Source organism: Photobacterium panuliri (genome assembly GCF_059920555.1).
On sequence record NZ_CP197192.1, the window covers coordinates 859,364 to 885,818 of the forward strand.

Genomic DNA, 26,455 nt, shown 5'->3' on the forward strand with positions numbered 1-26,455 from the left:
AGTACGGTGTATTTCATTCTTAGGCTAAAAATAAGCCCTAACTATGTACTGCTGATCTGTATAGCACAGCATAGATGCCGGACGTCGGATGTTGTCGGTATCTGGCTCTGACTCCGTGTTCGAGTAGGCAACGGAGTTGGGATGGCTGTACGGGGGCAGACGCGACCTGGAGGCAGAAATATGGAAATGTTGTCCGGCGCTGAGATGATCGTCCGCTCGATGATCGATCAAGGCGTGAAGCATATCTTCGGATACCCCGGCGGTTCGGTATTGGATATCTACGATGCCCTGCATGAGAAGAGTGACATCGAGCATGTCCTGGTTCGACATGAGCAGGCAGCGGTACACATGGCCGACGGCTATGCTCGTGCCACGGGCGAAGTGGGCGTGGTCTTGGTTACCTCTGGACCGGGTGCGACCAATGCCATCACTGGGATTGCAACTGCGTATATGGACTCCATTCCCATGGTTGTGCTCTCTGGCCAGGTGATGAGCAATCTCATCGGCAACGATGCCTTCCAGGAGTGTGACATGGTCGGGATCTCCCGTCCGGTCGTGAAGCATAGCTTTTTGGTCAAAAATTCCGAGCAGATCCCTGAGATAATCAAGAAGGCATTCTATATCGCATCCAGCGGCCGCCCCGGCCCGGTGGTCATTGATATCCCGAAAGACATGCTCAACCCCGCAGATAAATATCCTTATCAGTACCCAGCGTCCATTGCGATGCGCTCTTATAACCCCACGACTAACGGCCACAAGGGGCAGATTAAACGCGCGCTCAAGGCCTTGCTTGCTGCCAAGAAGCCTGTTTTGTATGTCGGCGGCGGTGCCATCATGGCTGATTGTAGCGAGCAGCTTCTGGCCTTGTCCGAGCAGCTTGATTTGCCGGTGGTCAATACCTTGATGGGGTTGGGGGCTTTCCCCGGGAGCCATGAAAAGAATTTGGGTATGCTGGGGATGCACGGTACTTATGAGGCCAATATGGCCATGCATAATTCGGATTTGATCTTTGGGATCGGCGTTCGTTTTGATGACCGTACCACCAATAACGTGGCTAAATATTGCCCTAATGCCACGATCATGCACATTGATATCGACCCGTCCTCCATTTCCAAGACTATTGCCGTCGATATTCCTATTGTCGGCTCGGCGGACACCGTGCTCGGCAACATGCTCAAGATGCTCGGCGAGATGGACGGGGGCAATGATAGCGAGGCGATTGCCTCTTGGTGGGAGGAAATAGAGAGCTGGCGTGCTCGGCAATGCCTCGGGTATCAGGCTGACAGTGAGCGGATCAAGCCACAGCAGGTTATTGAAGTGCTGCATAAGCTGACGGGTGGGGATGCCTACGTGACGTCGGACGTTGGCCAGCACCAGATGTTTGCCGCACTCTACTACCCATTCGACAAGCCGCGCCGCTGGATCAATTCCGGCGGGCTTGGCACGATGGGGTTTGGCCTGCCTGCCGCAATGGGCGTTAAATTCGCGTTGCCGGATGCTGAAGTTGTTTGTGTCACGGGAGATGGCAGTATCCAGATGAATATCCAGGAGCTCTCCACTGCGCTGCAATATGATATCCCGGTCAAGATTATTAACCTCAACAACCGTTTTCTCGGGATGGTGAAGCAGTGGCAGGACATGATCTATCAGGGGCGCCATTCCCATTCCTATATGGATTCGGTGCCTGATTTTGCTGCGATTGCTGAGGCCTACGGCCATGTCGGGATGCGGATCGACAATCCAGCAGAGCTGGAAGGGCAGCTTGAAAAAGCCTTGGCGATGAAAGACCGCCTGGTATTTATCGATATTAGTGTCGATGAGACAGAGCATGTTTACCCGATGCTGGTTCGGGGCGGGTCAATGAGCGAAATGTGGCTCAGCAAAACGGAGAGAACATAATGCGTAGGATCGTATCGGTATTGCTGGAAAATGAACCGGGGGCGTTATCCCGGGTTGTTGGGTTGTTCTCCCAGCGAGGCTACAACATCGAGTCGTTGACTGTGGCACCGACCGATGACCAGACATTGTCCCGTCTCAATATCACAACCAATGTTGAGGATGACGCCGCCTTGGAACAAATAGAAAAACAGCTGCATAAGCTGATTGATATTCTTAAGGTGTGCAATGTGACTGAAAGTGAGCATGTTGAACGTGAATTGATGCTGGTTAAGGTCAAGGCCAGTGGTTTTGCCCGGGCGGAGGTCAAGCGGACGGCTGATATTTTTCGTGGTCAGATTGTCGATGTCACTAGCCAGATCTATACCATTCAACTGGCGGGCACCGGTGATAAGCTCGATGCATTTATTGCCGCTGTCGGCGAGGCAACAGAGATTATCGAGGTCGCCCGCAGTGGGGTGGTCGGGATAGCCCGAGGTGAGCGGGCGCTGAAAGCATAGAAACGAGCGTATTCATCATCCAGCGACAAGCCCGGGGTTGCCCGGGCTTTTTTGTGCCTGATGAACAGGCCTTATTAGACTAAAGTCTACTAAGGTCTGTTCATCGTCATAATGCTGTTGTTTGGGGAGGGCCTATGACTCAGAAATGGCTGCCAAGGTTAACTGTTATTAGCCTGTTCCTACTGGGGTTTCAGGTGAGCGCATTGTATTTCCTGCTGGCGGTGTTGCTGCTCAATACCCACCACTCTGATATTTTCTGGTAGCTAGATATTGGCTTTTATCATGTCTAGCGCCCGCTGAGAGTGTGCTTTCATTAGCGCCAGAGCTTGGTCACTGTCGCGATCCAGCACGGCTTTCATCATCATCTCATGCTCGCCGTTGTCATTGTAGCGTTCGTCGTAATGGCGCTGGCGATTGACCCAAATGTGGCGGTAGCGTTGGATTTGCTCATAAACCTGATGATATAGACCAAGCATCGTCGGAGACTGGCTGCCGGCCAGCAAGGCCAGATGGAACTCGCTATGGCGCATTTCCCATTCGTTGAGATCGGTGCTGTCGTCGGCGGGGTTGAGTCGGTTGAGTTTATGGTAGCTGGTGATGATGTTGATTTCCCATGCTTCGTCACCGAATTGGATCGCGCGTTCCAGCAGGGTTTGGCTGAGGATTTGGTTGGTGGTGTACAGATCCTCGAGTTCAGTGGTGGATACCGGTGCGACCCAGCAGCCCTTCTGCGGGGCAAAGCAGACGTACTTACGCCATGATAGTTGGACTAGTGCCTCTCGGATCGGCGACGCCCCGACTTGGTAGCGTTCTTTGAGCTCGGCGACAACCAGCTTTTGGCCAGGGGGGAGAGAGCCGGAAAGAATATCTTGACGGATAATTTCCATCACTTTATCGGAAAGGGTTGGGGTTGGCACTGGACTCCTCACTATAAACGGCGAATTCCCAAGGGGAATGTATCGTGGCAAGAGTATACTTAGAGGTGTCGGCAGTATCGAATGTTATCTTATAAAAGTGTGAATTATCCCCCTAGCAATCGATAACGATTTACTCGTTGGGTTTTTTAGCTACTTTATGGTCATTGATCAGAGAACTATTTGTCAGGTATCGCTGCTTGCCGAATATAAAAAACGGGAGCCAGTTGGCTCCCGTTTTGTGTTCTGTGTGGACTGTGGTTGATTACAGTACGTGTACAGAAGCAGTGTTGGTTGTGCCTGATGGTACAAGAGCACCAGAAACCATAACAACGATATCGCCTTTAGCGCCTAGGCCTGTTTCCAGAGCCAGTGACTTACCGCGAGTGTAGAAATCGTCAGTGCTGTCGATTGCATCAACAACTACAGGTGTAACACCCTTAGTTAGTGCTAGCTGAGCAGCAGTCTTAGTGTTAGTAGTAACAGCTAGGATGTTTGCAGTTGGGAAGTACTTACGTACAGAACGTGCAGACTTACCGGCTTCAGTTGCAACAACAATCAGAGGAGCGCTTAGCTTCTCAGCTGTGTCTACAGCACCCTTACATACCGCTTCAGTGATGCGTAGGCGTGGGCTGTCTAGGCGAGAACCTAGCTCAGCACGTAGTGCCTTGTCAGTACGCTCACAGATTTGAGCCATGATGGTTACAGCTTCGATTGGGTATTTACCCTTCGCTGATTCACCAGATAGCATAACTGCGTCAGTACCATCCATGATGGCGTTAGCTACGTCACCCGCTTCTGCGCGAGTTGGACGTGGGTTCTTGATCATTGAATCAAGCATCTGAGTTGCAGTGATAACGACTTTACGTGCACGGTTACACTTCTCGATCATCATCTTCTGAGCAAAGATTACTTCTTCAACTGGGATTTCAACACCTAGGTCACCACGAGCAACCATGATACCGTCAGATGCTTCTAGGATTGCGTCGAAGTTATCAACACCTTCCTGGTTTTCGATCTTAGAGATGATCTGGATCTTCTCGCCGCCGTTTGCGTTTAGCAGTTCGCGGATTTCTTTTACGTCTTCAGCCTTACGGATGAAAGAAGCAGCAACGAAGTCAACGCCTTGCTCACAACCGAACTTAAGGTCAGCTTTGTCTTTTTCAGCAAGCGCTGGCAGGTTAACAGATACGCCAGGAAGGTTAACACCTTTGTTCTCGCCTAGGTCGCCGTTGTTCAGTACCTTACACTTAACTTCTGTTTCAGTTGTTTCCAGTACTTCCATCTCGATTAGGCCGTCATCCACAAGGATGGTGTTGCCTTTCGCTAGGTCTTTTGCAAAACCAGGGTAAGTTACCGCTACGCGCTCGCTGTTACCGATTACAGAAGTGTCGGTAGTTAGCGTGAATTCCTGACCAGCAACTAGAGAAACGTCTTGGCCGCCTTCTAGTTTGATAGTACGGATTTCAGGACCTTTGGTGTCCAGAAGAATCGCAAGGTTCTTACCAGTAGTTGCCATTACTTCACGTAGGTTGTTGATACGCTGGCCGTGCTCAGCGAAGTCACCGTGTGAGAAGTTAAGACGCATTACGTTCATACCAGCGTTAGCTAGTTTGGTAAGCATTTCTACAGATTCTGTTTTAGGTCCAATCGTACATACGATCTTGGTCTTTTTCATTGAGAGTGGTCTCCGGACGAACTTTTACCCAAGGGAAATTTGAATCACGGTGTTATACCTGAAAATGCGCATTGGAGAATATTGAAATACGCCTACAAAACGTGCCGTAGTTCAAACATTTGCAACTTACACCTTCATGACAACGGTGATAAAACAAATTTTGTCAAAAATATAGCCTTACAAAAACATTGTGTTGCTTTTGTAAGGCATTTCTGTGCGATCATCGCCAACCTTTAGGCGGCTTATAACTCAAAAGCATAACGCTTGTACGATCGCTATACACAAAATTGAGTGCTAAACAAGCTGTGTATAGTAGCATAGTTGAACTCTTTGGTCACCTTGTGATAGCGCGCAAAAATTTCTCAATCGCCAAAAGCGAGGGGGGAATTATCTACTTATTTCACAGATTTTTTTTGTTTATTATCAATCTCTGATTAATTTAGGGGCGTGAAATAATTCAATCATCTCAGTTGAACTGGATATCAGTGTAGGGATATTTGGAATTTGTGCGCAATGTGTGCTGTTTGGGTATGGAAGTGAAGCCTATTGGCAGAGTAGAATGCTTTTTACGCATTTTAGTAAGTGGCCTGTGATTTTCTCTGAGAGAAGAACGACATACCTAGCTGATAGGGGCTTTGTGACTAGTCCAGCAATTCATACCGATCCTTTATTCATCGATTCGGCGTATGGGGTTGTTATCCACCGTGATTTCAAACCGCTCTATGTTAATGATGAATATGCCAAATATCTTGGTTTTCAATCAAGCCGGGAGGTTATGGCTCTGCCCAGCATCCTGTCGCTGGTTGCACCTCACGAACAGCAGTTGGCTCGTCAGGCCTATGATTTGGTGATGGCCGGAAAGGCACAACCAGGGGTCAGGACCTATACCAATATCACCCACGGCGGAGCCCCCATTCGAGTGCTGACTATCGACAGTATTGTGAACTGGCAGGGTGAGCCGGCGATGCAAATTATCCTGATAGACTTAAGTGCTCAGGTTGATATGCAGCGCCGTCTTGCGGCCAGCGAGACCCGTTACCGCGGTTTGGTGGACGGGTCGATTCAGGGCATCGTGGTGCACAAAGATTTCCAGCCATTATTTAGCAATCAGGCGTATGCCAACATCCTGGGGTATCCCAGTATTGACGCCTTGCTGGGTTGCTCGTCGTTATTGAACCACATCCATCTGGATCGGCAACAGCAGGCATGGCGCGACAATAACCTGCTGCTCAGGGGGGAGGTTGACTGTATCCGTGCCGAATCCCAGTGCATTCGGTGTGATGGCAGTTACGTATGGCTGAGCATGATATCGAGCCTCGTCGACTGGAATGGCGAGCGAGCGGTACAGGTAACCCTGATGGACATTACCGAGCAGTACCAACTCCGCCAGCAGTTGGAGTTCCGGGCCAATCATGATGGATTGACGGGGGGGTACAACCGGCAGGCGCTCGGTGAGCATTTTCAAACCATGTTGGAGCAGGCCTGTGGCTGTGGCGGCGGACTGTGCTGCGTATTGGTGGATATCGATAATTTCAAGCGGGTCAATGATCGTTTTGGGCACCAGGCTGGTGACGAGGTACTGAAAGCCTTCTCGAGCCGTTGCCTTGAGGTGCTGCCGGAGCATGCTCTGTTTGGCCGTTGGGGGGGCGAGGAGTTCCTTTTGTTGTTGCCGATGTGCTCGACGGCTGAAGCGGTTGAGATGGCCAATGTGCTGTGCAATAGGATTGCGGATCAGGCCGTGAATGTCGACGGTATGTCGATCGGTTTTACCATCAGCGCAGGGGTGGCCGGAGTAGATGCCAACTTGGATTCGGTAGATATGCTGTTACTGGCCGCAGATAGGGCGCTGTATCAGGCGAAGCGGAGTGGGAAGTCGCGGGCGATTGCCTATGGTGGCTGCGAAGCGGTGATGTAGCCTGTATAACACGGTTAGAAAAGACAAAAGGCCGAAGTGGTGATTAACCGCTTCGGCCTTTCTATATCTGGTGGCCCCTGACAGACTTGAACTGTCGACCAAGCGATTATGAGTCGCCTGCTCTAACCACTGAGCTAAGGGGCCAGTGTGCGGGAAATTATATGGGATGGGATTTGCCTTGTCTAGCGAATAAAGTATTTGTTTTGTTTGAATATTAAGCACTCAAGGCAGAGTGTGACGGCGGTCGGTAATCATGGTGGGGTTGCGTACGGGTATAAAAAAACGGGCCTGATGGCCCGTTTTTACAAGAAGTGCTATGACTTACTCGTCAAGGAAGCTGCGCAGTACATCTGAGCGGCTTGGGTGACGAAGTTTACGTAGCGCTTTTGCTTCGATCTGGCGGATACGCTCACGGGTAACGTCGAACTGCTTGCCCACTTCCTCTAGGGTGTGGTCAGTGTTCATATCGATACCGAATCGCATACGCAGTACTTTCGCTTCACGCGGTGTCAGTCCTGCCAGTACCTCGTTAGTCGCTGCGCGAAGGTTGGTCGCGGTCGCGGCATCCATCGGTAGCTGAAGCGTGGTATCTTCAATGAAATCACCTAGGTGCGAATCTTCATCGTCACCGATAGGGGTTTCCATCGAGATTGGCTCTTTGGCAATTTTCAGTACCTTGCGGATCTTGTCCTCAGGCATCTGCATGCGCTCTGCCAGCTCTTCCGGCAACGGTTCACGGCCCATCTCCTGAAGCATCTGGCGAGAGATACGGTTCAGTTTGTTGATGGTTTCGATCATGTGTACCGGGATACGGATAGTACGAGCCTGATCGGCAATCGAACGGGTGATAGCCTGACGGATCCACCATGTCGCATATGTCGAGAACTTGTAACCGCGGCGGTATTCGAACTTGTCGACAGCCTTCATCAGGCCGATGTTACCTTCCTGGATCAAGTCAAGGAACTGAAGGCCACGGTTGGTGTACTTCTTGGCAATCGAGATAACCAGACGCAAGTTCGCCTCAACCATCTCTTTCTTCGCACGGCGAGCTTTCGCTTCACCGATAGACATACGGCGGCTGATGTCTTTGATACGCTCGATAGACAGGCCGGTGTCTTGCTCTAGCATACGCAGCTTAAGCGCGCAGCGGCGAAGGTCTTCTTCATACTGCTTCAGGCGTTCAGCATAAGGCTTGCCTGAGTTCAGTGCTTCGTCGATCCACTCGGTCGATGCTTCGTTGCCGGCAAAGAGGTTGACGAAAGTTTTCTTCGGCATCTTGCTGTTGTCAACACACATACGCATGATCAGGCGCTCGTTGGTGCGCACCTTGTCCATAGAATCGCGAAGTGAGCTAACCAGTTTGTCGAACTGCTTAGGGATCAGTCGGAACTGTTTGAAGATGTCAGAAAGCTCTTCAATAGCTTTGATAGTTTCAGGATCTTGACGGCCACGAGAGTCAATCGCCAGTGCCATCTTCTCGTAGGAGACACGCAGTTCGCTGAATTTCTCGCGGGCTACTTCAGGATCGATGCCAGCATCATCATCAGAGCTGTCATCGTCATCGCTGTCATCGTCGTCGTCGTCTTCAAGATCTTTGTCTTCGTCTTCCAGATCGGTTTCGCTTAGCTCGGAGCCGATGTGGGTTGCCGTCGGTGCCGCCGTCTCTTCGTCGTTAGGATCAACGAAACCAGAGATGATGTCGGTTAGGCGTAGTTCGTCGGCTTCAACTTTGTCAAATTGCTCAAGCAGGTGGGCGATTGCGGTTGGGTATTCGGCCACAGAACACTGAACTTGGTTGATACCGTCTTCGATACGCTTGGCGATGTCGATTTCGCCTTCACGGGTCAGTAGTTCAACGGTACCCATCTCACGCATGTACATGCGCACTGGGTCGGTAGTACGGCCGATTTCACTTTCCACGCTGGAAAGCGCCTGGGCCGCAGCTTCAATCGCGTCTTCGTCCGCATTGTCTTCTGTCATCATCAGATCATCGGCATCAGGGGCGGTTTCTACCACCTTAATACCCATGTCATTGATCATCTGAATGATGTCTTCCACCTGATCGGAATCGACGATATCTTCCGGTAGGTGGTCATTTACTTCGGCGTAGGTCAGATAGCCTTGCTCTTTGCCCTTGGCAACAAGCAATTTTAGCTGTGACTGCGGATTTTGCTCCATAGACGATATCCAACTTAGGGTCTGATTGAGATGTTAGTATGCAGAGATGCAAACCAGTAATTATAACAAATGTCTTAATTGTTGACTACTTACTAGCCGGGACGGTTGAGTATGAGTAACTGCAATTCCCGCTTCTCTTCGACTGATAAGCCGATGGTTCTCGATTTAGCCTGCAACTTTTCGATTTGTTGTTTGACGCACTGATCGATAACTTTATCCATCGCGTCCAAAAATACATCTAGCGTATTGTCCTCATCCTTGTTGAGGGGAAGCTCCCACGCGGCCAATCGGGCCAGCATGGCTTCGCTATTGCTTCCGCGCCAGTTCTCAAGTAATTGGCCTGTTCTGATATTGGGGTTGCTGCGGCATTTTTCAACAATAGATATCAATAAATTTAGTCCAGGCACCTCGATCCCTTCAAATGCCGCCATATCAAATTCGAGGCTGTTAACGAATTCTGGGTGCTGGATCAACAACGCGACCACCTCGCGCATCGGTGTGCGTTTAATTTCCGGTTGGCCTGCTTTTTTGGTGCTTTCGCTTCCCATTCGGGAGATCAACTGCTGGAGCTGGCTCTCGTCGGGCAGGCCGAGCTTCTTGCCCAGCATTTCGCGCAGATATAGGCGCAGCGTCCCGCCGGGTACTTTCTCTATGAGCGGTACGGCGAGGGTGCTGAGCTTGGCCTTGCCTTCGTTGCTGCTGGTGTCTACCTGCTGGAGCAAGGTGGTGAACATGAAATCGGACAGCGTCATTGCCTGATCGATTTGCTGCTCGAAGCCCTCGCGGCCGTACTGGCGGATATAGGTATCCGGGTCTTCGCCGTCAGGCAAGAACATAAACTTCAGCTGGCGGCCGTCATTGAGGTACGGAAGTGCCTGCTCCATTGCTCGCCACGCCGCATCGCGGCCGGCACGGTCGCCATCATAGCAGCAAACCACGGTACCGGTCTGGCGAAACAGGGTCTGGACATGGTCGCCGGTGGTCGAGGTGCCGAGCGAGGCGACGGCGTAGTCGACGCCGAATTGTGCCAGCGCGACGACATCCATATACCCTTCGACCACAAGCAGGCGTTCTGGTTCACGATGGGCTTGCAGAACCTCGTACAAGCCGTACAGTTCACGCCCTTTGTGGAAAATAGGGGTTTCGGGTGAGTTGAGGTATTTCGGCGTGCCGTCACCCAATACCCGGCCGCCAAAGCCGATGACACGGCCGCGGCGGTCGCGGATAGGGAACATCACCCGGCCACGGAAGCGATCATAGCGGCGGCCGTTGTCATTTTCGATCAGCATGCCTGCGGTCACAAGCATCTGCTGGCTGTCCATATCACGGCCAAAGCGCTGGCGCACCAAGTCCCATTGGTCTGGTACAAAGCCGATCCCGAATTTCTGGACGATTTCACCCGAGAGGCCGCGGCCCTTGAGGTAGTCAACCGCGATACCGCCATCGGGGGTACGGAGTTGGGATTGGTAGAACTGGCCAATGTGGGCCATCATCTCGTACATCCCGAGCTTTTCTTTGGTTCGGGCTTCAGGCCGCCCGCCGCCACTGCCTTGTTCGCGAGGGACTTCTAGCCCGACTTGTGAGGCGAGCTCTTCAATGGCTTCGACAAACTCAAGCCGATCGAACTCCATTACGAAGTCGAGGACGTTACCGTGCGCGCCGCAGCCGAAGCAGTGGTAGAACTGCTTTTCCTGGCTGACGGAAAAGGAGGGGGTTTTCTCGTTATGGAACGGGCAGCAGGCACCGAAATTCTTGCCCTGCTTTTTCAGTTTTACCCGGGCATCCACAATATCTACGATGTCATGCCTTGCGATGAGATCATCGATAAAAGATCGTGGGATTTTGCCTGCCATAGCGTGTGCGGTACCTGAGAGTCAGTGGATGATGGGCCAAACCAAAGGACTCGCTGGGGAGGTAGCCCTTTGGTTTGACGTACAGTGTAAAAAGTCTGGAGCTAGAATACAAACAAGCCGCGCATTCCGAAACCGGATAGCACGGCTTGTTGCAGAAATAGGGTGTGGATTAACCTAGCTTGGCTTTCACCAACTGGCTAATTTTACCCATATCGGCACGACCCTGAACTTTTGGCTTAAGCTCCGCCATCAGTTTGCCCATGTCCTGCATGCTGGCAGCACCGGTAGCAGCAATAGCCTCATCCAGCAGAGCAACGATTTCATCATCGCTTAGTGGCTGTGGCATGAACTCTTCCAGTACGCTGATTTCAGCAAGCTCGACATCAGCAAGATCCTGACGATCTGCCGCTTCATATTGAGCAACAGAGTCACGGCGTTGCTTAACCATCTTGGTCAGTACCGCCAGTACGTCGTCATCGGAAAGAGTGATCTTTTCGTCAACTTCGCGCTGTTTAATTGCAGCAAGAGCCAGACGGATAGCACCAAGACGAGGTTTGTCCTTCGCCTTCATTGCCGCCTTTTGTTCGTCTTTAAGACGTTCAATCAGAGTCATAGCACGTTCCTTCTGTTAATCAGTTGATTAGTACAGACGAACGCGACGCGCGTTTTCGCGAGCCAATTTCTTCAGGTGACGCTTAACAGCCGCTGCTTTAGCACGCTTACGTACAGTAGTAGGCTTTTCGAAGTGTTCACGACGACGTACTTCTGAAAGGATACCTGCTTTTTCGCAAGAGCGCTTGAAACGACGTAGTGCTACGTCAAACGGTTCGTTTTCACGTACTTTGATTACTGGCATGTAATACTCACCTCAGAGTGATTCATTAACGCTGACGTTCAAAAAGTGTCAGCTGATTAAAAATGGTGCGAAATTCTAATCTGATCTGGGGGCGTTTGTAAAGCATTCTGCATCCCCGAACTGGTTAATTTCTGTCAAGGGCGGTAGTATTGCCCTCAATTACCATAAGTATAGAGGTTGTTATGCGTATACTGGGCATCGAAACCTCCTGTGACGAAACAGGTGTGGCGATTTTCGATGATGAAAAAGGCCTGCTGGCACACGAACTTTACAGCCAGGTAAAACTGCATGCTGATTATGGTGGTGTGGTGCCGGAATTGGCCTCGCGCGACCATGTGAAGAAAACCATTCCGCTGATTAAAGAGGCGCTGAATGCGGCTGGCCTGACCCCGGCTGATCTCGACGGCGTCGCTTATACCGCGGGACCGGGCTTGGTTGGCGCGCTGCTGGTTGGCGCAACTATCGGTCGTAGTTTGGCCTATGCATGGAACCTCCCTGCAGTGGCTGTTCACCACATGGAAGGCCACTTGTTGGCCCCGATGCTGGAGGATAATCCGCCGGCATTTCCGTTCGTGGCGCTGCTGGTTTCTGGCGGCCATACCATGATGGTGGAAGTGAAAGGAATTGGTGAATATCAGATCCTCGGCGAGTCGATTGACGATGCCGCCGGTGAGGCATTTGACAAGACCGCCAAGCTGATGGGGCTGGACTATCCAGGTGGTCCGCTGCTGTCTCGCTTGGCCGAAAATGGCACGCCGGGTCGCTTTTCCTTCCCGCGTCCGATGACCGATCGTCCGGGGCTGGATTTTAGCTTCTCCGGCCTGAAGACATTTGCTGCCAATACCATTCGCGCCAATGATGACGACGAGCAGACTCGCGCCGATATCGCTTATGCGTTTCAGGAAGCCGTGGTGGATACCTTGGCGATCAAGTGCAAGCGTGCCCTGAAGCAAACTGGCTTCAAGCGCTTGGTGATTGCCGGTGGCGTGAGTGCCAACAAACACCTGCGCGCACAACTCGAAGAGATGATGCGCAAGATGAACGGTGAAGTGTTCTACCCGAGGACAGAGTTCTGTACCGATAACGGGGCGATGATTGCCTATGCGGGCATGCAGCGTTTGAAGAACCAGGAAACGATGGATCTCGGTGTTAAAGCCTTCCCTCGCTGGCCAATCGACCAGCTAAAGCCGATCAAGTAATGCTTGTGGCAGAGGGTTAGTTGATCCGAATTTGGCCGTGTCAAATCCGCATCAGGAAGGGTCTTTGTGGGACTCGTTACTGGTAGAGGGTTTGGTACGGCTGAATTTTGTCCAGATCTTGCTCTCGCTTCCCTCCAGTAGCCGCCGGAGATTGTCATGGTGGCGAAATACAATTAGGCACGATAGCATTGCCACCGGCAGGGTGTATTCGGGCTTTACCCACCAGGTGAACAGCGGTGCGGCCAGTGCCGTGACCATTGAGCCCAACGACGAATAGCCAGTGACCAGCACGGTCAGCAGCCAGGTGCCAATTAGCAACCCGCTCAGATCCCATCCAATCGGTGCCAGTGCGCCGAGGGCGGTGGCCACCCCTTTTCCGCCCCGGAAATGAAAGAAAATCGGATAGATATGCCCAAGGCAGGCCGCAATGCCGATAAAACCGAGTAGGAACGGGTTGATGCCGAGGAAGTAGCTGATCCAGACTGGGAGCATCCCCTTGAGAATATCGCAGACGAGAACCGCAGCGGCGGCTCCTCGTCCTCCCAAACGAAGGACATTGGTGGCGCCGGGATTGCCGGAACCTGACTCGCGGGGATCGGGTAGGCGGCACAGGCGGCTGATCAGCACGGCGCTGGAGACTGAGCCCAGAAGGTAGGCCCCGATGATGATCAGGAGTACGAGTGGTGTCATGCAGTGATCCGCTTGCTGGCGCCGGGGCGCTTTTGGTGTCCATTTTGTTGATTACACGTTGGCCAGTTTCCTGTGTTATAGTGCTGGCCGCAGCTCATAGGCAACCTGATGAGCTTGTAAATCAAAGCAGTAGTATATCGTCGTTTCCGACCTGATAATACGCGTTATTGCTCAAATTTGGTATCCGACCACTAGTACGAATTAGCGATTGAACATGGACTCAGTATTTATCGAACAACTTGAAGTCATTGCCACTATCGGTGTTTATGACTGGGAGCAGGAAATCAAGCAAAAACTGGTGCTTGATTTGGAAATGGCTCACGACAACCGCCCGGCTGCGCAAAACGATGACGTGATGTTGGCCTTGGATTACGCGGCGGTCAGTGAGGCGGTGACGACTTTCATTCAGGAAGGGCGTTTCTTGTTGGTTGAGCGTGTGGCCGAGGAAGTGGCTGGCTTGATTATGTCTCGCTTCGGCGTGCCTTGGATTCGGGTCCGGGTGACCAAGCCGGGTGCAGTAGCCAATGCCCGCGGGGTCGGGGTTGTCATTGAACGGGGTAGTCGGTGACCACGGTTTATATCAGCCTCGGCTCGAACATCGAACGGGACTATCACTTGCGTCAGGGTTTGCTGGAATTGGCCGCGCTGGGGCAGGGAATGCGCGTCTCTACGGTCTACGAGGCCGAGGCGGTTGGCTTTGACGGACCGCAATTTTTTAATTGTGTGGCTGCCATCGAAACGTCGCTGTCGCTAGATAGCCTCTTGCAGGTATTAAAGCAGATTGAACTGAAGTACGGGCGCGAGCCGGATGCAAAGAAAAATCAAAGTCGTACACTGGATCTCGATGTCTTGCTGTACGGCGATGAGGTTCGCGAGGAGTATCCGGTTCTGCCGCGCAGTGACATCTACAAATTTGCTTTTGTTCTTCAGCCATTAATGGAATTAGCTCCGGCACTGGTGCTGCCCGGCGATGGGCGTACCGTGGCGCAGCTATGGCACTTATCGAGTTTTGAGCAGGCACTGTGGCCTGTGGACGATTTTGTTGTTTAAGGATGACTATGACAACCTTTGAAGCTTTTGCGCTGGCTCTTATTCAGGGACTGACCGAATTTCTGCCGATTTCCAGCTCGGCGCATTTGATCCTGCCGTCAGCGATACTGGGCTGGGCCGATCAGGGGCTGGCCTTCGATGTCGCGGTACATGTCGGTACCTTGGCGGCGGTGATTGGCTACTTTCGCAAGGAAGTGGTCGCCTTGTTGTCGGCCTGGTTCGGCTCGATCTTCAAGAAGCAGCATTCAGCCGAATCAAAATTGGCCTGGATGATCGTGATTGCGACGATCCCGGCCTGTATTTTCGGCCTGTTTATGAAAGATATCATCGAGCTCTACCTGCGCTCGGCGTGGGTGATCGCGGTGACGACCATCGTGTTTGGCCTGTTGCTATGGTGGGTGGATGTGCGTGCCAAACAGACCGACGACGAATACCAGGCTGACTGGAAACGCTCGTTGTTTATCGGGCTGTCGCAGGCGGCCGCGATGATCCCGGGGACATCGCGTTCTGGAGCGACCATGACCGCTGCGCTCTACCTTGGTTTTACCCGTGAGGCGGCAGCGCGCTTTTCGTTCTTGATGTCAATCCCGATCATTTTGCTGGCGGGCGGTTATTTGGGGATGAAGTTGGTTAGCAGTGGCGCTCCAGTACAAGTTGATACGCTGGCGATCGGCATTGCGGTGTCGTTTGTCAGCGCCTATGCCTGTATCCACGTATTCCTTAAATTGGTAACCCGATTGGGGATGCTGCCGTTTGTTCTTTACCGTTTGTTGCTCGGTGGTGGCCTATTGGCATTCCTGATGATGCAGTAAGTTTCACGGCAAGCAAAAAGCCCGGCATCATGCCGGGCTTTTTTGTGCCTGTTGGCGGCCCTGTGGGCTCTTAGCGCAGGGTGGTAAGAGCTTGTTCGACGGCGGCTGTGCGGCGGATGGCAAGTTGATCCTTGATATCCTTGCCTTTGAAGCCTGCGTCGATAATCGGTTTTACTTCGACTTCCAGAGCGGCGGCGAAAGCGCCTTGGAGGATTTCAGCCTGTGGGTAGGGGGCGGTTTCGAAACCGGTCCGGCCTCGTACGTCGGCGAGGCAGCAGGTTGCCAGCTGGGCAACCCGCTCCGGTTTGCGCCAGGCATCGATCTGGTCGAAGATCTTGATGAAGGTAGCTGGGCGCAGGATATCGGCATTGTGGATCTTGGTGTGCTGGGCGCAGACCATCAATGCAGTATCTCGGTAGTCGTTGGGGACTCTCAGGCGCTGGCAGAGCGTCTTGATTGCCCCAAGCCCAGTTTGGCAGTGCAGCTTGTGGCTCGGCCATTCTTCTTCCGGGGTGAGCGCCTTGCCCAGATCATGGACTTGTGCCGTAAAGCGGATCACGGGATCATCACTTAGCAAGGCGGCCTGCTCGGCAACGAGCAAGGTATGGATGCCACAGTCGATCTCCGGGTGCCATTTTTTAGGTTGCGGCACGCCGAAAAGATTGTCGATTTCAGGCATGATCACCCCTAGCGCGCCACATTGGCGCAGTACCCTGAGGAAGATCTCAGGATTGGCGGTCTGGAGCGAACGTTCCCACTCCTGCCATACGCGCTCTGGGGTCAGGGCTGCCAGCTCACCGGCTACGACCATGTCTTGCATCAGAGCCATGGTTTCTGGGGCAACGGTAAATCCGAGATGGGCAAAACGCGCGGCAAAGCGTGCGACACGTAGCACGCGGAGCGGATCTTCGATGAAAGCGGGTGACACATGGCGCAGGAGGCGCTGTTGCAAATCGTGCTGACCGTTATAGGGATCGATCAGGGTGCCGTCGTCAGCCTTGGCGATGGCGTTGATAGTCAGGTCGCGGCGCATGAGATCTTGCTCAAGCGTCACATCGGGTGCCGAATGGCAAACAAACCCGGTATAGCCTTTGCCTGACTTGCGCTCGGTTCGGGCCAGGGCATATTCCTGTTTGTTTTTGGGGTGGAGGAATACAGGGAAGTCGCTGCCGACCTGAGTGTAGCCTTGTTCCAGCATTTGTTCCGGGGTCGCGCCGACTACCACCCAATCCTGATCTTTGACGCTCAGCCCAAGAAGGGCGTCGCGAACGGCCCCGCCTACCAAATAAATTTGCAATGTATTCCCCTTATGCACGACAGATATGACACAAGTATATCAAAACAGCAGCTTAGCACGAATCCTGTGAGCAACGTGCCAAGCTGACCAAGAGAGGCAGGTGTCTGTCTGGAAAGGGCTATACAATGGTATAAGTGACAAGTAACGTTAAGTATAATCAACCCATGTTCCAATCAAGAGATACGATGGTATGTATAGGGATTTCTACGGGATATCGGAGCCCCCCTTCTCAATTGTTCCCAGCGCGCGTTTTCTTTATCTGAGTGAGCGCCATCGCGAGGCGTTGACGCATATGCTCTCCAGCTTGAGCGGCGGGGGCGGTTTCGGCTTGCTGACGGGGGAAGTGGGCACCGGGAAAACCACGGTTTTGCGGGCGCTGGTCACCCGGCTGCCGCAGGAGACTCAGGTTGCGGTGATCCTTAACCCGTCCTATACCACGCTGGAGCTGCTGGCGAGTATCTGTGATGAGTTCGGCATCTCGTACCCAGAAAGTGCGACGGTCAAGCAGATGACTGACGCTATTTACCAGCACCTGCTCGATAACCATAAAAACGGCACCCAGAGCCTATTGCTGATTGATGAGGCCCAGCACCTGATGCCGGATGTGCTCGAGCAGCTACGCCTGCTGACCAACCTCGAAACCGACAGCATCAAGCTGCTCAAGGTGGTGTTGGTTGGCCAGCCTGAGTTGCAGCAGCTATTGCAGCAGGAGCGTTTGCGCCAGCTGGCGCAGCGGATCACATCCCGTTATCACCTGCTGCCCCTGACTCAAGAAGAAGTCAGCGAATATATCAACTACCGTTTGCGGGCGGTTGACTGCCTGCATAATGTGTTCAGCACTGCCAACAACCAGATCATTGCCAAGGCGACGGGGGGGATCCCGCGTTTGATCAATCTTGTCTGCGACAAGGCGATGCAGCTCGGTTTCCAGCGCAGCATGCACCAGATCCCGAAGGAGCTGGTGGAGCAGGCCTGTCAGGAAGTGCTGGACTGGCAGTTGCCGACACTCAAGTCGGTGGAGACGAAAAAGCAGGGCAACAAGCGCTTTATGCTGCCATTGGCTGCCGCGGTGGCCGGTGTGGCGGTACTTGGGGCCGGTTACGGCTTGGCGCTATGGTCGGGAGATGGCAAGCAGCCCGACAGCACCGCGAGTGTGTCCGCACTGCCTGTGGTTGCGAGCCAGCCAGTGTCGCCGACTCCCGCTGCTGTTGTGGCGGAAGCCGTGCAGGAGATCGTCGCTCAGCAACCGAGCCAGCCAGTCTATGATCCGCGCCAGGCTGCGGTGAATTGGATGCATCTGGTGAATCAGTCCGCCTCCGAGCGGCATGCGATGCAGTCGCTATACCGGATGTGGGGCTATGACACTCAGCTGAGTCAAGCCAACTGTGAGTCAAGCGGCCGTGTCGGTTTGAGCTGTTACAAGGGGCAGGGTGATCTTGAGCAGCTAGGGCTGATTAACCGGACTGCCATCTTAACGCTGACGGAGCCCGGTGGTATCCCATACTATGCGATTCTGTATGCGGTGCGAAGAGATAGCGTTGAGCTATTACTGGCTAACCAACGGGTTTCTGTGAAACCGGAGTGGCTTGCGGCCCGATGGGATGGGGAATACACCTTGCTGTGGCGTCCGCCGCTTGGAGATAAGGGGGCGATCCGCTATGGCCAGCAGGGGCCCCGGGTTCGTTGGTTGGATGATCAGCTAAGTGCCTTGCTGGGTGTCCAGCAAAGCCGTGATGATATTTTCGGCCAAGGCTTGCTGGAGAAGTTGCGACGTTTCCAAAAGGCCCAGGGATTGTCGGTGGACGGTATTGCCGGGCCGCGTACCTTGATGGTGGTCGATGCTGCTATGAACCTGCCGGGGCCGACCTTGCAGCCGCAAGCAACGGCGCAGGAGCCGCTGGATAATTCGCAGCAGTTGCCAGTCGAGATCACGGCAATGGCCTACCCGGTACTTGATGCTGAGCCATTGCCATTGTACAGCCGCTTGGTTCCGCTGGAGCCATCATCGACCCCGCAAGCTCAGGCTGCTGGACAGACAGGGGCTGAGCCTCCGGCTCTTATCAGCCATCAGGCCGATCAGAGCGGTGATGAGGGCTGGGATCTCAATGCGATTGATTACTCCGATATGTCACCGGAGTTGGCTTCTCACCTGAAGTCGGCGATTGCCGCAACCAGTGATGGGGAGCTGCCTGCAGAAGAGCCGGTGGCGGTAGAAGAGAAGGCGAAGGGTGCCGATACGATTGATATCGCGGATTTGCCCGTTGCGGTACAGAACAGGATCCCGACGCTGAACTTCCAAACCCATATTTACTCGTCGAATAAGGAGAGTCGCTGGGTGAAGGTTAATGGCAAGGAGGCTTTTGAAGGTGACAGTATCGCCCCAGGGGTGTTGCTGCGCAGCATTGAGCCTCGCCGGGTAGTGTTCGACTTCGAGTCGTACCATGTGTCGATGCCGGCACTTTCTGAATGGTAGTCACCCAGTTCCGAATGGTCGTCATTAAGTGACAAGGCGAAATAAAAAAGGCAGCCGCGAGGCTGCCTTTTTGTATGCGGGGATAGCTAGGTTAAGCCCAGCCGTTGTTGCGCTTGCGACGGCGCGGGATGATATGTGGCAGTAACAGGCCAAATAGCAAGCCACCGCCGGCAACCATACCGCCGTAGGTGAACCAGCGCATCAGCAGGTCATCTTTCTGAGTATCAAGCTTGGCACGCAGTTCGCGAATTTCGGTCTGGGACGTCATCAGCTGCTCGTTAAGGTGGCTGCTCTGGGTCTCCAGCTCGGTGATTTGCTCGGTGCGCATTTGCAGTGTGCTCTGCAAGGTTGCCGTTTTCTCATCGCCAGATTGCAGCGCATCAGCTAGCTGCGCCTTGACTTTGGTCAGTTCGTTTTCCAGCGCAGGAACGCGCTCTTTAAGACCAACCTGCTTAGAAATGAAGTCACCGTTAACCCAGCCAATACGGCCTCGGTCGTCACGGATTTTACCAAAACCGGTATCGCGGTTGGTTTCCAGCAGGGTAACTTTGGTTCCCGCATTGACACTGCCGATGATCCGGAACTGGGTGCTAGGGCCTTTGTGCATATAAGTAAACAGGTTATCGGAGATATACCGGGCCTGCTCTGCTTTTGCTGGCATGGTTGCCATGACGCAAGCAAATAATAGTAAGCTGATTAACTGCTTCACAATCTGATTCCTTGGGAGAGCCTGTTTTTCTTAAGATGACAAAGTCTAAAAACTTTGTACGGCGGGTTCAAGAAAAGAGGGAGGCACTGCCTCCCTCTTTTTGATCTCGAGCCCGATTTGACGTTAATTAACCGAACATTGCTTGCATTGCGTAGAAGAAGATCACTGCCAGTAGGGCACCTGCCGGCAAAGTGATAACCCAAGACGCAACGATATTGCGGACAACACCTAAGTTCAGGGCTGCAATACCACGGGCAAAGGCAACACCGATCACACCGCCCACAAGCGTTTGGGTGGTTGAAATTGGCAGACCTGTACCTGATGCAAGAACAACGGTTGAGGCTGTTGCTAGCTGGGCGGCAAAGCCACGGCTAGGTGTCAGTTCGGTAATACCGGTACCAACAGTCGCCATTACCTTGTGGCCCATAGTCGCAAGGCCGATAACGATACCGATACCGCCAAGAGGAAGGATCCACCATGCAATGGTTGTTTCCGCAGCCAGCTGGCCTGCACTCTCGACAGTTGCAACAACCGCAGATAGAGGACCGATCGCATTGGCAACGTCGTTAGAGCCGTGGGCAAATGCCATCGCACAAGCCGTTACAACCATTAGCAGGCTGAATACGCGCTCAACACCGGCGTAGCCGTTGCTGTCGACAGATGAACCGTCGTCAGTGTATTTGCGGCTGATGTATAGGTAACCCAAAAGCATTACAATGGTTGATATAGCGATAGAGGCCATCCAAGCTTCGTTGTTCGACAAGTGAAGACCAACGTGCTTCAGACCTTTCTTGATCGTTACCAGTGCGATAACCATCGCAGTGATGAACATGTAGACGGGTACGAAGCGCTTGGCATTGATTAGCGGGGTATCCGTATCAAAAATGAGACGCTGGGCGCTCACGAAAATACCATAGGCGAACAGGCCGGAAATCAACGGTGTGATAAGCCAGCTGCCGACGATGCCTTTTACCGAACCCCATGAAACCGCTTCAGGGCCGACAGAAATACACGCAAAACCAATGATTGCACCGATGATGGAGTGGGTGGTTGATACCGGCCAGCCCATGTAAGAGGCAAGCAGTAGCCAAGTACCCGCTGCCAACAATGCTGACATCATGCCGTAAACCAGTACCTCTGGTTTATCAGCAAAGAAAGACATATCAACGACGCCTTTACGGATTGTGTCCGTTACCTCACCACCGGCAAGATACGCACCCGCAAATTCAAAAATCATCGCAATGATGATCGCTTGCTTAACTGTTAATGCTTTTGAGCCAACAGAAGTACCCATTGCATTGGCAACGTCATTCGCACCAATACCAATAGCCATCAAAAGACCAAAAAAAGCCGCCACCAAAATAATCATGGTGCCGTAGTTAGACAGGATTTCCATTGTAAAACCTTGTTTTTGTTACACTCTTTCGCTATGAGCGCGATAGCATGATTTCAAGACGTGAGCCGACGCGCTGCGCCTGGTCGGCAATAGCACCAACCCACTCGAGAATCTTGTAAAGGAACATCACATCCACCGGACTGTATTGGTCTTCGATGGACATCAGTTGTTGGCGAAGCTTGATCTGCATACTGTCAGTGTCGTCTTCGATCACGTCTAGCTGGTTGATCATTTCCGCAACAAGCGTTACTTCTCGGCCTTTGAAGCCAGTTTCAAGCAATTCGTCGAGCTCGTTGATAACGCGATTTGCTTGGTTGGCTGAGTCCAGACAGCGCTGAACATAGGCAAGGAAGTCAGGGTACATTTCGGAAGGAATTTGCAGTTGGCGACCCAACACTCGGCCTGCGATATCTTTGGCGAGGTTGGCAAGCTTGTCCTGCTGGGTGAGAAGGCCGAGCATGTCAGTCCGGTCGACTGGCATAAACAGACCGCGAGGAAGCTTCAGACGGATCTCTCGTTTGAGCACGTCCGCATCTTTTTCAAGCTGCGATATCTGCTCTCGGAGCGCCGTCGCTTTATCCCAGTCTCCAGCCTTGCAGGCTTCGAAGAAGGGCACGAGAAGTTCGCAACACTCATTTACGCGTGTAACGTGGCGTTGCAATGGTTTTATTGGGGATTTAGCAAAGAGCCCCATGATCGTATTTACTGGCATAGCCGAATAACCTAGAAAGAGCCTAATTGGCGAATTCTTGAGCGATGGTCATTAAGGCGCGCATGTTAACGCATAAGTAAGTATAGGGGAACTAATTTCGATCAAGGTTTTGTTTATATTTCGTGCTTGCCCCGGGACGAAATTGCCAATATCCTTGGTTTGCCACTGTTTATAGGTAGGACTATGGAAACCGAGATAGAACTGAAGTTTTTCGTCTCACCAGAATTTTCCAGTCAGTTATTGCACAAAATTACTGAAGCGAAGATTCTGCAGCAAAGCCGTCGTGAGTTAGGCAACGTCTACTTCGACACCCCAGACCAAATTCTTCGCCAGCATGATATCGGCTTGCGTATCCGCCGTTTTGATGATGTCTTGGTTCAGACATTGAAAACGGCCGGCCGTGTTGTCGCTGGCTTGCATCAGCGCCCTGAATACAATGCGGAAACCCGCAGCAGTTCGCCTGAATTGACCCTCCACCCGGCCGATGCCTGGCCCGAAGGCTTCGATGTTGCTCATGTTCAGCAGCAGTTACAGCCGCTGTTTTCAACCGATTTTGTTCGTCAGCAATGGTTAATTGCGATGCCCGACGGCAGTCAGGTTGAGTTGGCCTTTGATCAGGGTTGCGTGAGTGCCGATGGCAAGACAGATGCAATCTGTGAAGTTGAGCTTGAACTCAAATCAGGCCAGACCGAGGCTCTGTTCGCGCTTGCCCGCGAGCTATGTACCGACGGTGGAATGCGTCTGGGCAACTTGAGCAAGGCAGCCCGAGGTTATCGCTTGGCCGCGGATTATACCGGGGATGCGATCAAGCCGTTGGATATCGTTCCGCTGGCCGGAGACGAAAGTGTTGAGGCCGTGTTGGTGAAAACCCTCGAGCATGCTCTCGGCCATTGGCATTACCATGAGCAGATTTTTGCCGAACGGCAAGATGTTGCGGCGCTGGAGCAAATCCAGCAGGCGCTGAGCCTGTTGCGCCAGACACTCGTGACCTTTGGCGGGATGATCCCGCGTCGAGCCAGTGCCCTGCTGCGTCAGGAACTGCAGTGGCTTGAAGGCGAGTTGGAATGGCTGGGCGAAGCGGCCAGTATTGCCGATTTGCTTGATGAGAAAGGTTATGCCCTGCGTAAGCTGGACAACCGCAAGACGTTGATGAAACAACTTGAAGCTCGCCAAGCTGATTTGCCTGATACCGAAGAGGTGCTTGAGCTGATTCAGTCGGCCCGTTATTGCAACTTGCTGCTCGACTTGAGCCGCTGGATCCTCAGCCGTGGCTGGCAGCCGTTTCTTGATGACAAGGGACGCGCCAGATTGGCCGAGCACGTCAAGGACTTTGCCGACCAGAGCCTGGCTCGTTCGTGGCAGGAATTGTTGGATGTGTTCCCTGCTGAGCGCCAGCTCAACCGGATTGACTATCTTGACCAGCAGCCGCGTTTGCTACGCAATTTGATGAGCGGACTGAGCTTTGCCGCGCTGTACGACGAAGACAAGCGCCGGCCGTTCCGAATGCCGTGGCTGGATCTGCTACAGGGTATGGACGACTTGCGCTTGCTTGAGCCGGCTCGTTCCCTGCTTGAGCTGCAAGATGACGAAGAAGATCGCCGTCAGCTCGAGAAATGGTTGGTTCGCAAAGAGGACTCATTGATCCACGCGATGGATCAGTCGCGGGCAATCGGTATTGAGCTGGTTCCTTACTGGCCCTAGTTATCCTTGACCCTTCTCGCTAGTTTGTTTATGGGCCCGGCAATATTGCCGGGCTTTATTGTATCTAGGGAGCAGGAGGCGATTTCTGCTCGCCTAACTGCTTTTCGATGGCCTCCAGCCGCTCGATAAGGCGTTGCTGGTTGTCCAGCATCAGGCGCCACTCCTCGGCATGGCGCTTGGCGTCTTTTTCTTTTTGCTGCTCGGGATCGGCGATTACCGAGCTGACCAGTCCCGCAACCATGCCGAACAGCCCGACCCCGCAGATAATGATCACTGCTGCGAGGATTTTTCCCATCGCGGTGACGGGATAGTGGTCGCCATAGCCTACCGTAGAGATTGTGACAAAGACCCACCACAGCGCATCGCCGGCTTCTTTGATATTGGACTCGGGGACATGGCTTTCGAAAATCAGCATCATTGACGAGCCGACCGAGAGCAGCAGGGTCAGTAGTAGGAAGATACCGGCAATAGTGGTTTCCCTGCGGTTACGCCGAAGCTGGCGGAGGATCTGCTTGCTTGAGTTGAGGAGCCGCAAAACCCGGAATATTTGCAACACTCGGGCGAAGCGGAGCTGTTCGATGACCGGGATGCTGGCGAGGAAGTCGACCCAGTGGGTCTTGATGTATGCGCGCTTGTTGCTGCTGCGTGACCAATCACCCAATAGCTGGCACCAGAACAGAAGGCAGATAAAGGAGTCTATCCCGAACAGCAGATGATAGGCGCTGCTTTCCTTGGGCAGGAAGATCATGGTGGTCACGATAGCCAGCGAGAGGAAGGAGAGAACCAGCGACATTAGGCTTAGCGGATTGAGTTCGTGTTTGACGGCATCAATTTTTTTTGTCATTTAATTTTCGTCGCTCCGGGCCGATAGGTACAATGCAGGGTAATTCGGTGAATGAAAAAATAATCATAAAACAATGGCCTATTTACACCGCTAAATAGCGGCAACGCCGAAAGACCAGGCTCATTGTGCATAAATATACGGAGATTCCACATGACAGAAATGGTGTTCAAGCCGTGGGAAAAAGGGCTGACAAATATCCGTTTGGTACCCAAGCTGGTGCTGCTGATGGTATTCAGCACGGTGTTGCTGATCGGCAAGCAGCTTTGGGATGCCCATACATTTTACCAGTCCGTTGTCAGCATTTCGCAAGATAGAGCAAAAGAGCAGGCACTGTCTACAGCCGCTATGTTGAAGAAAGTACTGGCGACTGGCCCGCAAGGGGAGGCCTTGGCGGAATCTTTAATTCAGGCTCAGTCAGCGGCCATGTCGCAGGATGCTTTCCTCTATATTGTTGAGCGTGACTCTCAACAGGTGTTCGGCCATCCGTCAGGGCAGAGCTTGGCTGCTCTGGGCGCGAACGTTGATGGTGCGGGTACACAGGCATCGCTGTTTGCTGGGTTGACGGGGAACCGGGCGATGACGCTGGAGAACCATCAACGATTCGAGTTCGCGGTGGCATTGCCAGAGCATAATTGGTTGGTGGTCGCTTCCCAGCCGGCCTCGGTAGCAGAAGCCTATTACCAGCAGTACTTGGTTCAGATTGCCTGGCAGACGGCGGCAATGATTGTAGCCTTCATGGTGATCTTGTTGGGGGGCTCGAGTGTGATGCTGCGCCAGACCCACTACCTGATGGATAGCATCAAGCGCTTGGCCGAGCGTGATTTGTCCCAGCCGATCGTGATGCCCTGCAAAGATGAATACGGTGATCTGGCCCGTGAGTTGGAGACGACCCGGGTTCAGTTGCGCGAGGTGATTTGCAACCAACGCGAGGCGGCCGGCGAGTTGTCCGGCCTGGCCGAGGTGATGTCTATTAGTATGGTGGAAACCAAAGAGTCCGCCCAAGAGGAATTTGTTGAAATTGACCAGCTGGCATCGGCAATGAGCCAGATGAACTCGACGGTGCAGACGGTGGCTGGCCACGCCAGAGAGGCCTCGGTTGCAACCGCCGGGACCTCGGATCAGGCGCTGCAGGGACAGCAGTTCGTGTCGCAGACCATTTCCACCATCCAGTTGTTGTCGCAGGATATCACCCAGTCTGCCGGTGCGGTTAGCCAGGTGGAAGAGCGGGTTGAGCAAATTGGCAGTGTGATTGTCACCATACAGGGGATCTCTGAGCAGACTAATTTGCTGGCGCTCAATGCGGCGATCGAAGCGGCCCGTGCCGGTGAGGCCGGGCGTGGCTTTGCGGTAGTGGCTGATGAAGTTCGTAGCTTGGCTCAGCGAACCCAAACCGCAACGGTGGAGATCCAGCAGATGATCGCCTCGCTTCAGGGCAGCGCTCAGCAGGCTGTAGGCCTGATGGAACAGAGTGTGGTTGAGGCGGCAGAGAGTGTCGAGTTGGTGACCAATGCCGGTGGTGAGCTTGATAAGATTGTCGAGCAGGTTCAGCAGATCAATGACATGAATTTCCAAATCGCCTCGGCGGCCGAGCAGCAGAGCACCGTAGCCAGCGAGATGAGCCAGAACCTGACGAATGTGCGGGAGTTGGTTGAAGCCTCGGTGGTGGTGGTCAGTGAGTTGGCGGAAACGTCAGATACCATGCAGGACCATGCCTCGGAGCTAGAGCGTAAGATCCAAGCCTTTCAGGTGTGAAAGGATCACCATGTGACACATACTTTTTAT

The 26,455-nt window shown here is 53.1% G+C and carries 23 protein-coding genes and 1 tRNA gene; 11 read left to right on the plus strand and 13 right to left on the minus strand.

The genetic code is table 11. The features are described from left to right. The first annotated feature begins 180 nt into the window (after positions 1-180). From ACSF8X_RS04255 to ACSF8X_RS04265, 3 genes are all read left to right on the plus strand, one after another. On the plus strand, positions 181-1,899 hold the full coding sequence (locus ACSF8X_RS04255) for an acetolactate synthase 3 large subunit (RefSeq protein ID WP_500850769.1): 1,719 nt from the start codon (positions 181-183) through the stop codon (positions 1,897-1,899). Further along, on the plus strand, positions 1,899-2,396 hold the full coding sequence (gene ilvN, locus ACSF8X_RS04260; protein WP_047880922.1) for an acetolactate synthase small subunit: 498 nt from the start codon (positions 1,899-1,901) through the stop codon (positions 2,394-2,396). The genes ACSF8X_RS04255 and ilvN overlap by 1 nt, the downstream gene beginning before the upstream one ends. 134 nt (positions 2,397-2,530) lie before the next feature. Beyond that, a complete protein-coding gene (locus ACSF8X_RS04265) occupies positions 2,531-2,659 on the plus strand; it encodes a hypothetical protein (protein WP_047880983.1) in 129 nt (42 codons plus the stop codon). On the opposite strand, the gene ACSF8X_RS04270 is transcribed toward ACSF8X_RS04265, so the two are convergent. Together ACSF8X_RS04270 and pykF are read right to left on the minus strand one after the other, a co-directional pair. Beyond that, positions 2,660-3,283: an FCD domain-containing protein gene (locus ACSF8X_RS04270; RefSeq protein WP_047880984.1), complete on the minus strand. Its 624-nt coding sequence runs from the start codon at positions 3,281-3,283 to the stop codon at positions 2,660-2,662. Between the two features lie 292 nt (positions 3,284-3,575). Then, positions 3,576-4,988 carry a pyruvate kinase PykF gene (pykF, locus tag ACSF8X_RS04275; RefSeq protein WP_500850770.1) on the minus strand — a complete coding sequence of 471 codons (1,413 nt, stop codon included), beginning with the start codon at positions 4,986-4,988 and terminating at the stop codon, positions 3,576-3,578. A gap of 637 nt (positions 4,989-5,625) precedes the next feature. Between pykF and ACSF8X_RS04280 the strand changes: the two genes are divergently transcribed. Continuing rightward, positions 5,626-6,903 carry a sensor domain-containing diguanylate cyclase gene (locus ACSF8X_RS04280; RefSeq protein ID WP_047880986.1) on the plus strand — a complete coding sequence of 426 codons (1,278 nt, stop codon included), beginning with the start codon at positions 5,626-5,628 and terminating at the stop codon, positions 6,901-6,903. Positions 6,904-6,971: 68 nt separating this feature from the next. On the opposite strand, the gene ACSF8X_RS04285 is transcribed toward ACSF8X_RS04280, so the two are convergent. The 5 genes from ACSF8X_RS04285 to rpsU all read right to left on the minus strand — a co-directional run bounded on the left by ACSF8X_RS04285 (position 6,972) and on the right by rpsU (position 11,790). Next, positions 6,972-7,047 (minus strand) — tRNA-Ile (locus ACSF8X_RS04285). 177 nt (positions 7,048-7,224) lie between these two features. Next, positions 7,225-9,081 carry an RNA polymerase sigma factor RpoD gene (rpoD, locus tag ACSF8X_RS04290; protein ID WP_047880987.1) on the minus strand — a complete coding sequence of 619 codons (1,857 nt, stop codon included), beginning with the start codon at positions 9,079-9,081 and terminating at the stop codon, positions 7,225-7,227. Positions 9,082-9,173: 92 nt separating this feature from the next. Continuing rightward, positions 9,174-10,934, minus strand: a complete 1,761-nt coding sequence (dnaG, locus tag ACSF8X_RS04295) for a DNA primase (protein ID WP_500850771.1) — start codon at positions 10,932-10,934, stop codon at positions 9,174-9,176. A 169-nt stretch (positions 10,935-11,103) separates the two neighbouring features. Continuing rightward, positions 11,104-11,547, minus strand: coding sequence for a GatB/YqeY domain-containing protein (locus ACSF8X_RS04300; protein ID WP_047880989.1), 444 nt, complete (start codon positions 11,545-11,547; stop codon positions 11,104-11,106). Between the two features lie 27 nt (positions 11,548-11,574). Next, positions 11,575-11,790, minus strand: a complete 216-nt coding sequence (rpsU, locus tag ACSF8X_RS04305) for a 30S ribosomal protein S21 (protein ID WP_005301411.1) — start codon at positions 11,788-11,790, stop codon at positions 11,575-11,577. A 182-nt stretch (positions 11,791-11,972) separates the two neighbouring features. Between rpsU and tsaD the strand changes: the two genes are divergently transcribed. Next, positions 11,973-12,989 (plus strand): tRNA (adenosine(37)-N6)-threonylcarbamoyltransferase complex transferase subunit TsaD, encoded by a 1,017-nt coding sequence (tsaD, locus tag ACSF8X_RS04310; RefSeq protein ID WP_500850772.1) that lies wholly within the window; start codon positions 11,973-11,975, stop codon positions 12,987-12,989. A gap of 51 nt (positions 12,990-13,040) precedes the next feature. Here tsaD and plsY read toward each other — a convergent pair whose 3' ends face one another. Continuing rightward, complete coding sequence (gene plsY, locus ACSF8X_RS04315; protein ID WP_500850773.1) at positions 13,041-13,679, minus strand: glycerol-3-phosphate 1-O-acyltransferase PlsY; 639 nt, start codon at positions 13,677-13,679, stop codon at positions 13,041-13,043. 214 nt (positions 13,680-13,893) lie between these two features. On the opposite strand from plsY, the gene folB reads away from it, so the two are divergent. The 3 genes from folB to ACSF8X_RS04330 are packed head-to-tail and all read left to right on the plus strand — an operon-like array spanning position 13,894 to position 15,541. Further along, a complete protein-coding gene (folB, locus tag ACSF8X_RS04320) occupies positions 13,894-14,247 on the plus strand; it encodes a dihydroneopterin aldolase (protein ID WP_047880992.1) in 354 nt (117 codons plus the stop codon). Next, positions 14,244-14,729 (plus strand): 2-amino-4-hydroxy-6-hydroxymethyldihydropteridine diphosphokinase, encoded by a 486-nt coding sequence (folK, locus tag ACSF8X_RS04325; RefSeq protein ID WP_500850774.1) that lies wholly within the window; start codon positions 14,244-14,246, stop codon positions 14,727-14,729. The genes folB and folK overlap by 4 nt, the downstream gene beginning before the upstream one ends. An 8-nt stretch (positions 14,730-14,737) precedes the next feature. Next, positions 14,738-15,541: an undecaprenyl-diphosphate phosphatase gene (locus ACSF8X_RS04330; protein ID WP_500850775.1), complete on the plus strand. Its 804-nt coding sequence runs from the start codon at positions 14,738-14,740 to the stop codon at positions 15,539-15,541. A gap of 70 nt (positions 15,542-15,611) precedes the next feature. On the opposite strand, the gene ACSF8X_RS04335 is transcribed toward ACSF8X_RS04330, so the two are convergent. Beyond that, complete coding sequence (locus tag ACSF8X_RS04335) at positions 15,612-16,838, minus strand: multifunctional CCA addition/repair protein (protein ID WP_500850776.1); 1,227 nt, start codon at positions 16,836-16,838, stop codon at positions 15,612-15,614. A 190-nt stretch (positions 16,839-17,028) separates the two neighbouring features. On the opposite strand from ACSF8X_RS04335, the gene ACSF8X_RS04340 reads away from it, so the two are divergent. Next, positions 17,029-19,311 carry an AAA family ATPase gene (locus ACSF8X_RS04340; protein ID WP_500850777.1) on the plus strand — a complete coding sequence of 761 codons (2,283 nt, stop codon included), beginning with the start codon at positions 17,029-17,031 and terminating at the stop codon, positions 19,309-19,311. A 91-nt stretch (positions 19,312-19,402) separates the two neighbouring features. Here the strand turns inward: ACSF8X_RS04340 and ACSF8X_RS04345 are convergent, their stop codons facing one another. The 3 genes from ACSF8X_RS04345 to ACSF8X_RS04355 all read right to left on the minus strand — a co-directional run bounded on the left by ACSF8X_RS04345 (position 19,403) and on the right by ACSF8X_RS04355 (position 22,128). After that, positions 19,403-20,020 (minus strand): TIGR04211 family SH3 domain-containing protein, encoded by a 618-nt coding sequence (locus ACSF8X_RS04345; RefSeq protein ID WP_047880997.1) that lies wholly within the window; start codon positions 20,018-20,020, stop codon positions 19,403-19,405. 127 nt (positions 20,021-20,147) lie between these two features. Continuing rightward, positions 20,148-21,416 carry an inorganic phosphate transporter gene (locus ACSF8X_RS04350; protein WP_500850778.1) on the minus strand — a complete coding sequence of 423 codons (1,269 nt, stop codon included), beginning with the start codon at positions 21,414-21,416 and terminating at the stop codon, positions 20,148-20,150. A 31-nt stretch (positions 21,417-21,447) separates the two neighbouring features. After that, positions 21,448-22,128: a TIGR00153 family protein gene (locus ACSF8X_RS04355; protein ID WP_047880999.1), complete on the minus strand. Its 681-nt coding sequence runs from the start codon at positions 22,126-22,128 to the stop codon at positions 21,448-21,450. A 183-nt stretch (positions 22,129-22,311) separates the two neighbouring features. Here ACSF8X_RS04355 and ACSF8X_RS04360 point away from each other — a divergent pair, with 183 nt between their 5' ends. Further along, a complete protein-coding gene (locus ACSF8X_RS04360) occupies positions 22,312-23,829 on the plus strand; it encodes a CYTH and CHAD domain-containing protein (protein WP_047881000.1) in 1,518 nt (505 codons plus the stop codon). A gap of 64 nt (positions 23,830-23,893) precedes the next feature. On the opposite strand, the gene ACSF8X_RS04365 is transcribed toward ACSF8X_RS04360, so the two are convergent. Continuing rightward, positions 23,894-24,673: a potassium channel family protein gene (locus ACSF8X_RS04365; RefSeq protein WP_500850779.1), complete on the minus strand. Its 780-nt coding sequence runs from the start codon at positions 24,671-24,673 to the stop codon at positions 23,894-23,896. Between the two features lie 150 nt (positions 24,674-24,823). Here ACSF8X_RS04365 and ACSF8X_RS04370 point away from each other — a divergent pair, with 150 nt between their 5' ends. Further along, positions 24,824-26,425: a methyl-accepting chemotaxis protein gene (locus ACSF8X_RS04370; protein ID WP_500850780.1), complete on the plus strand. Its 1,602-nt coding sequence runs from the start codon at positions 24,824-24,826 to the stop codon at positions 26,423-26,425. The last annotated feature ends 30 nt before the right edge of the window (positions 26,426-26,455 follow it).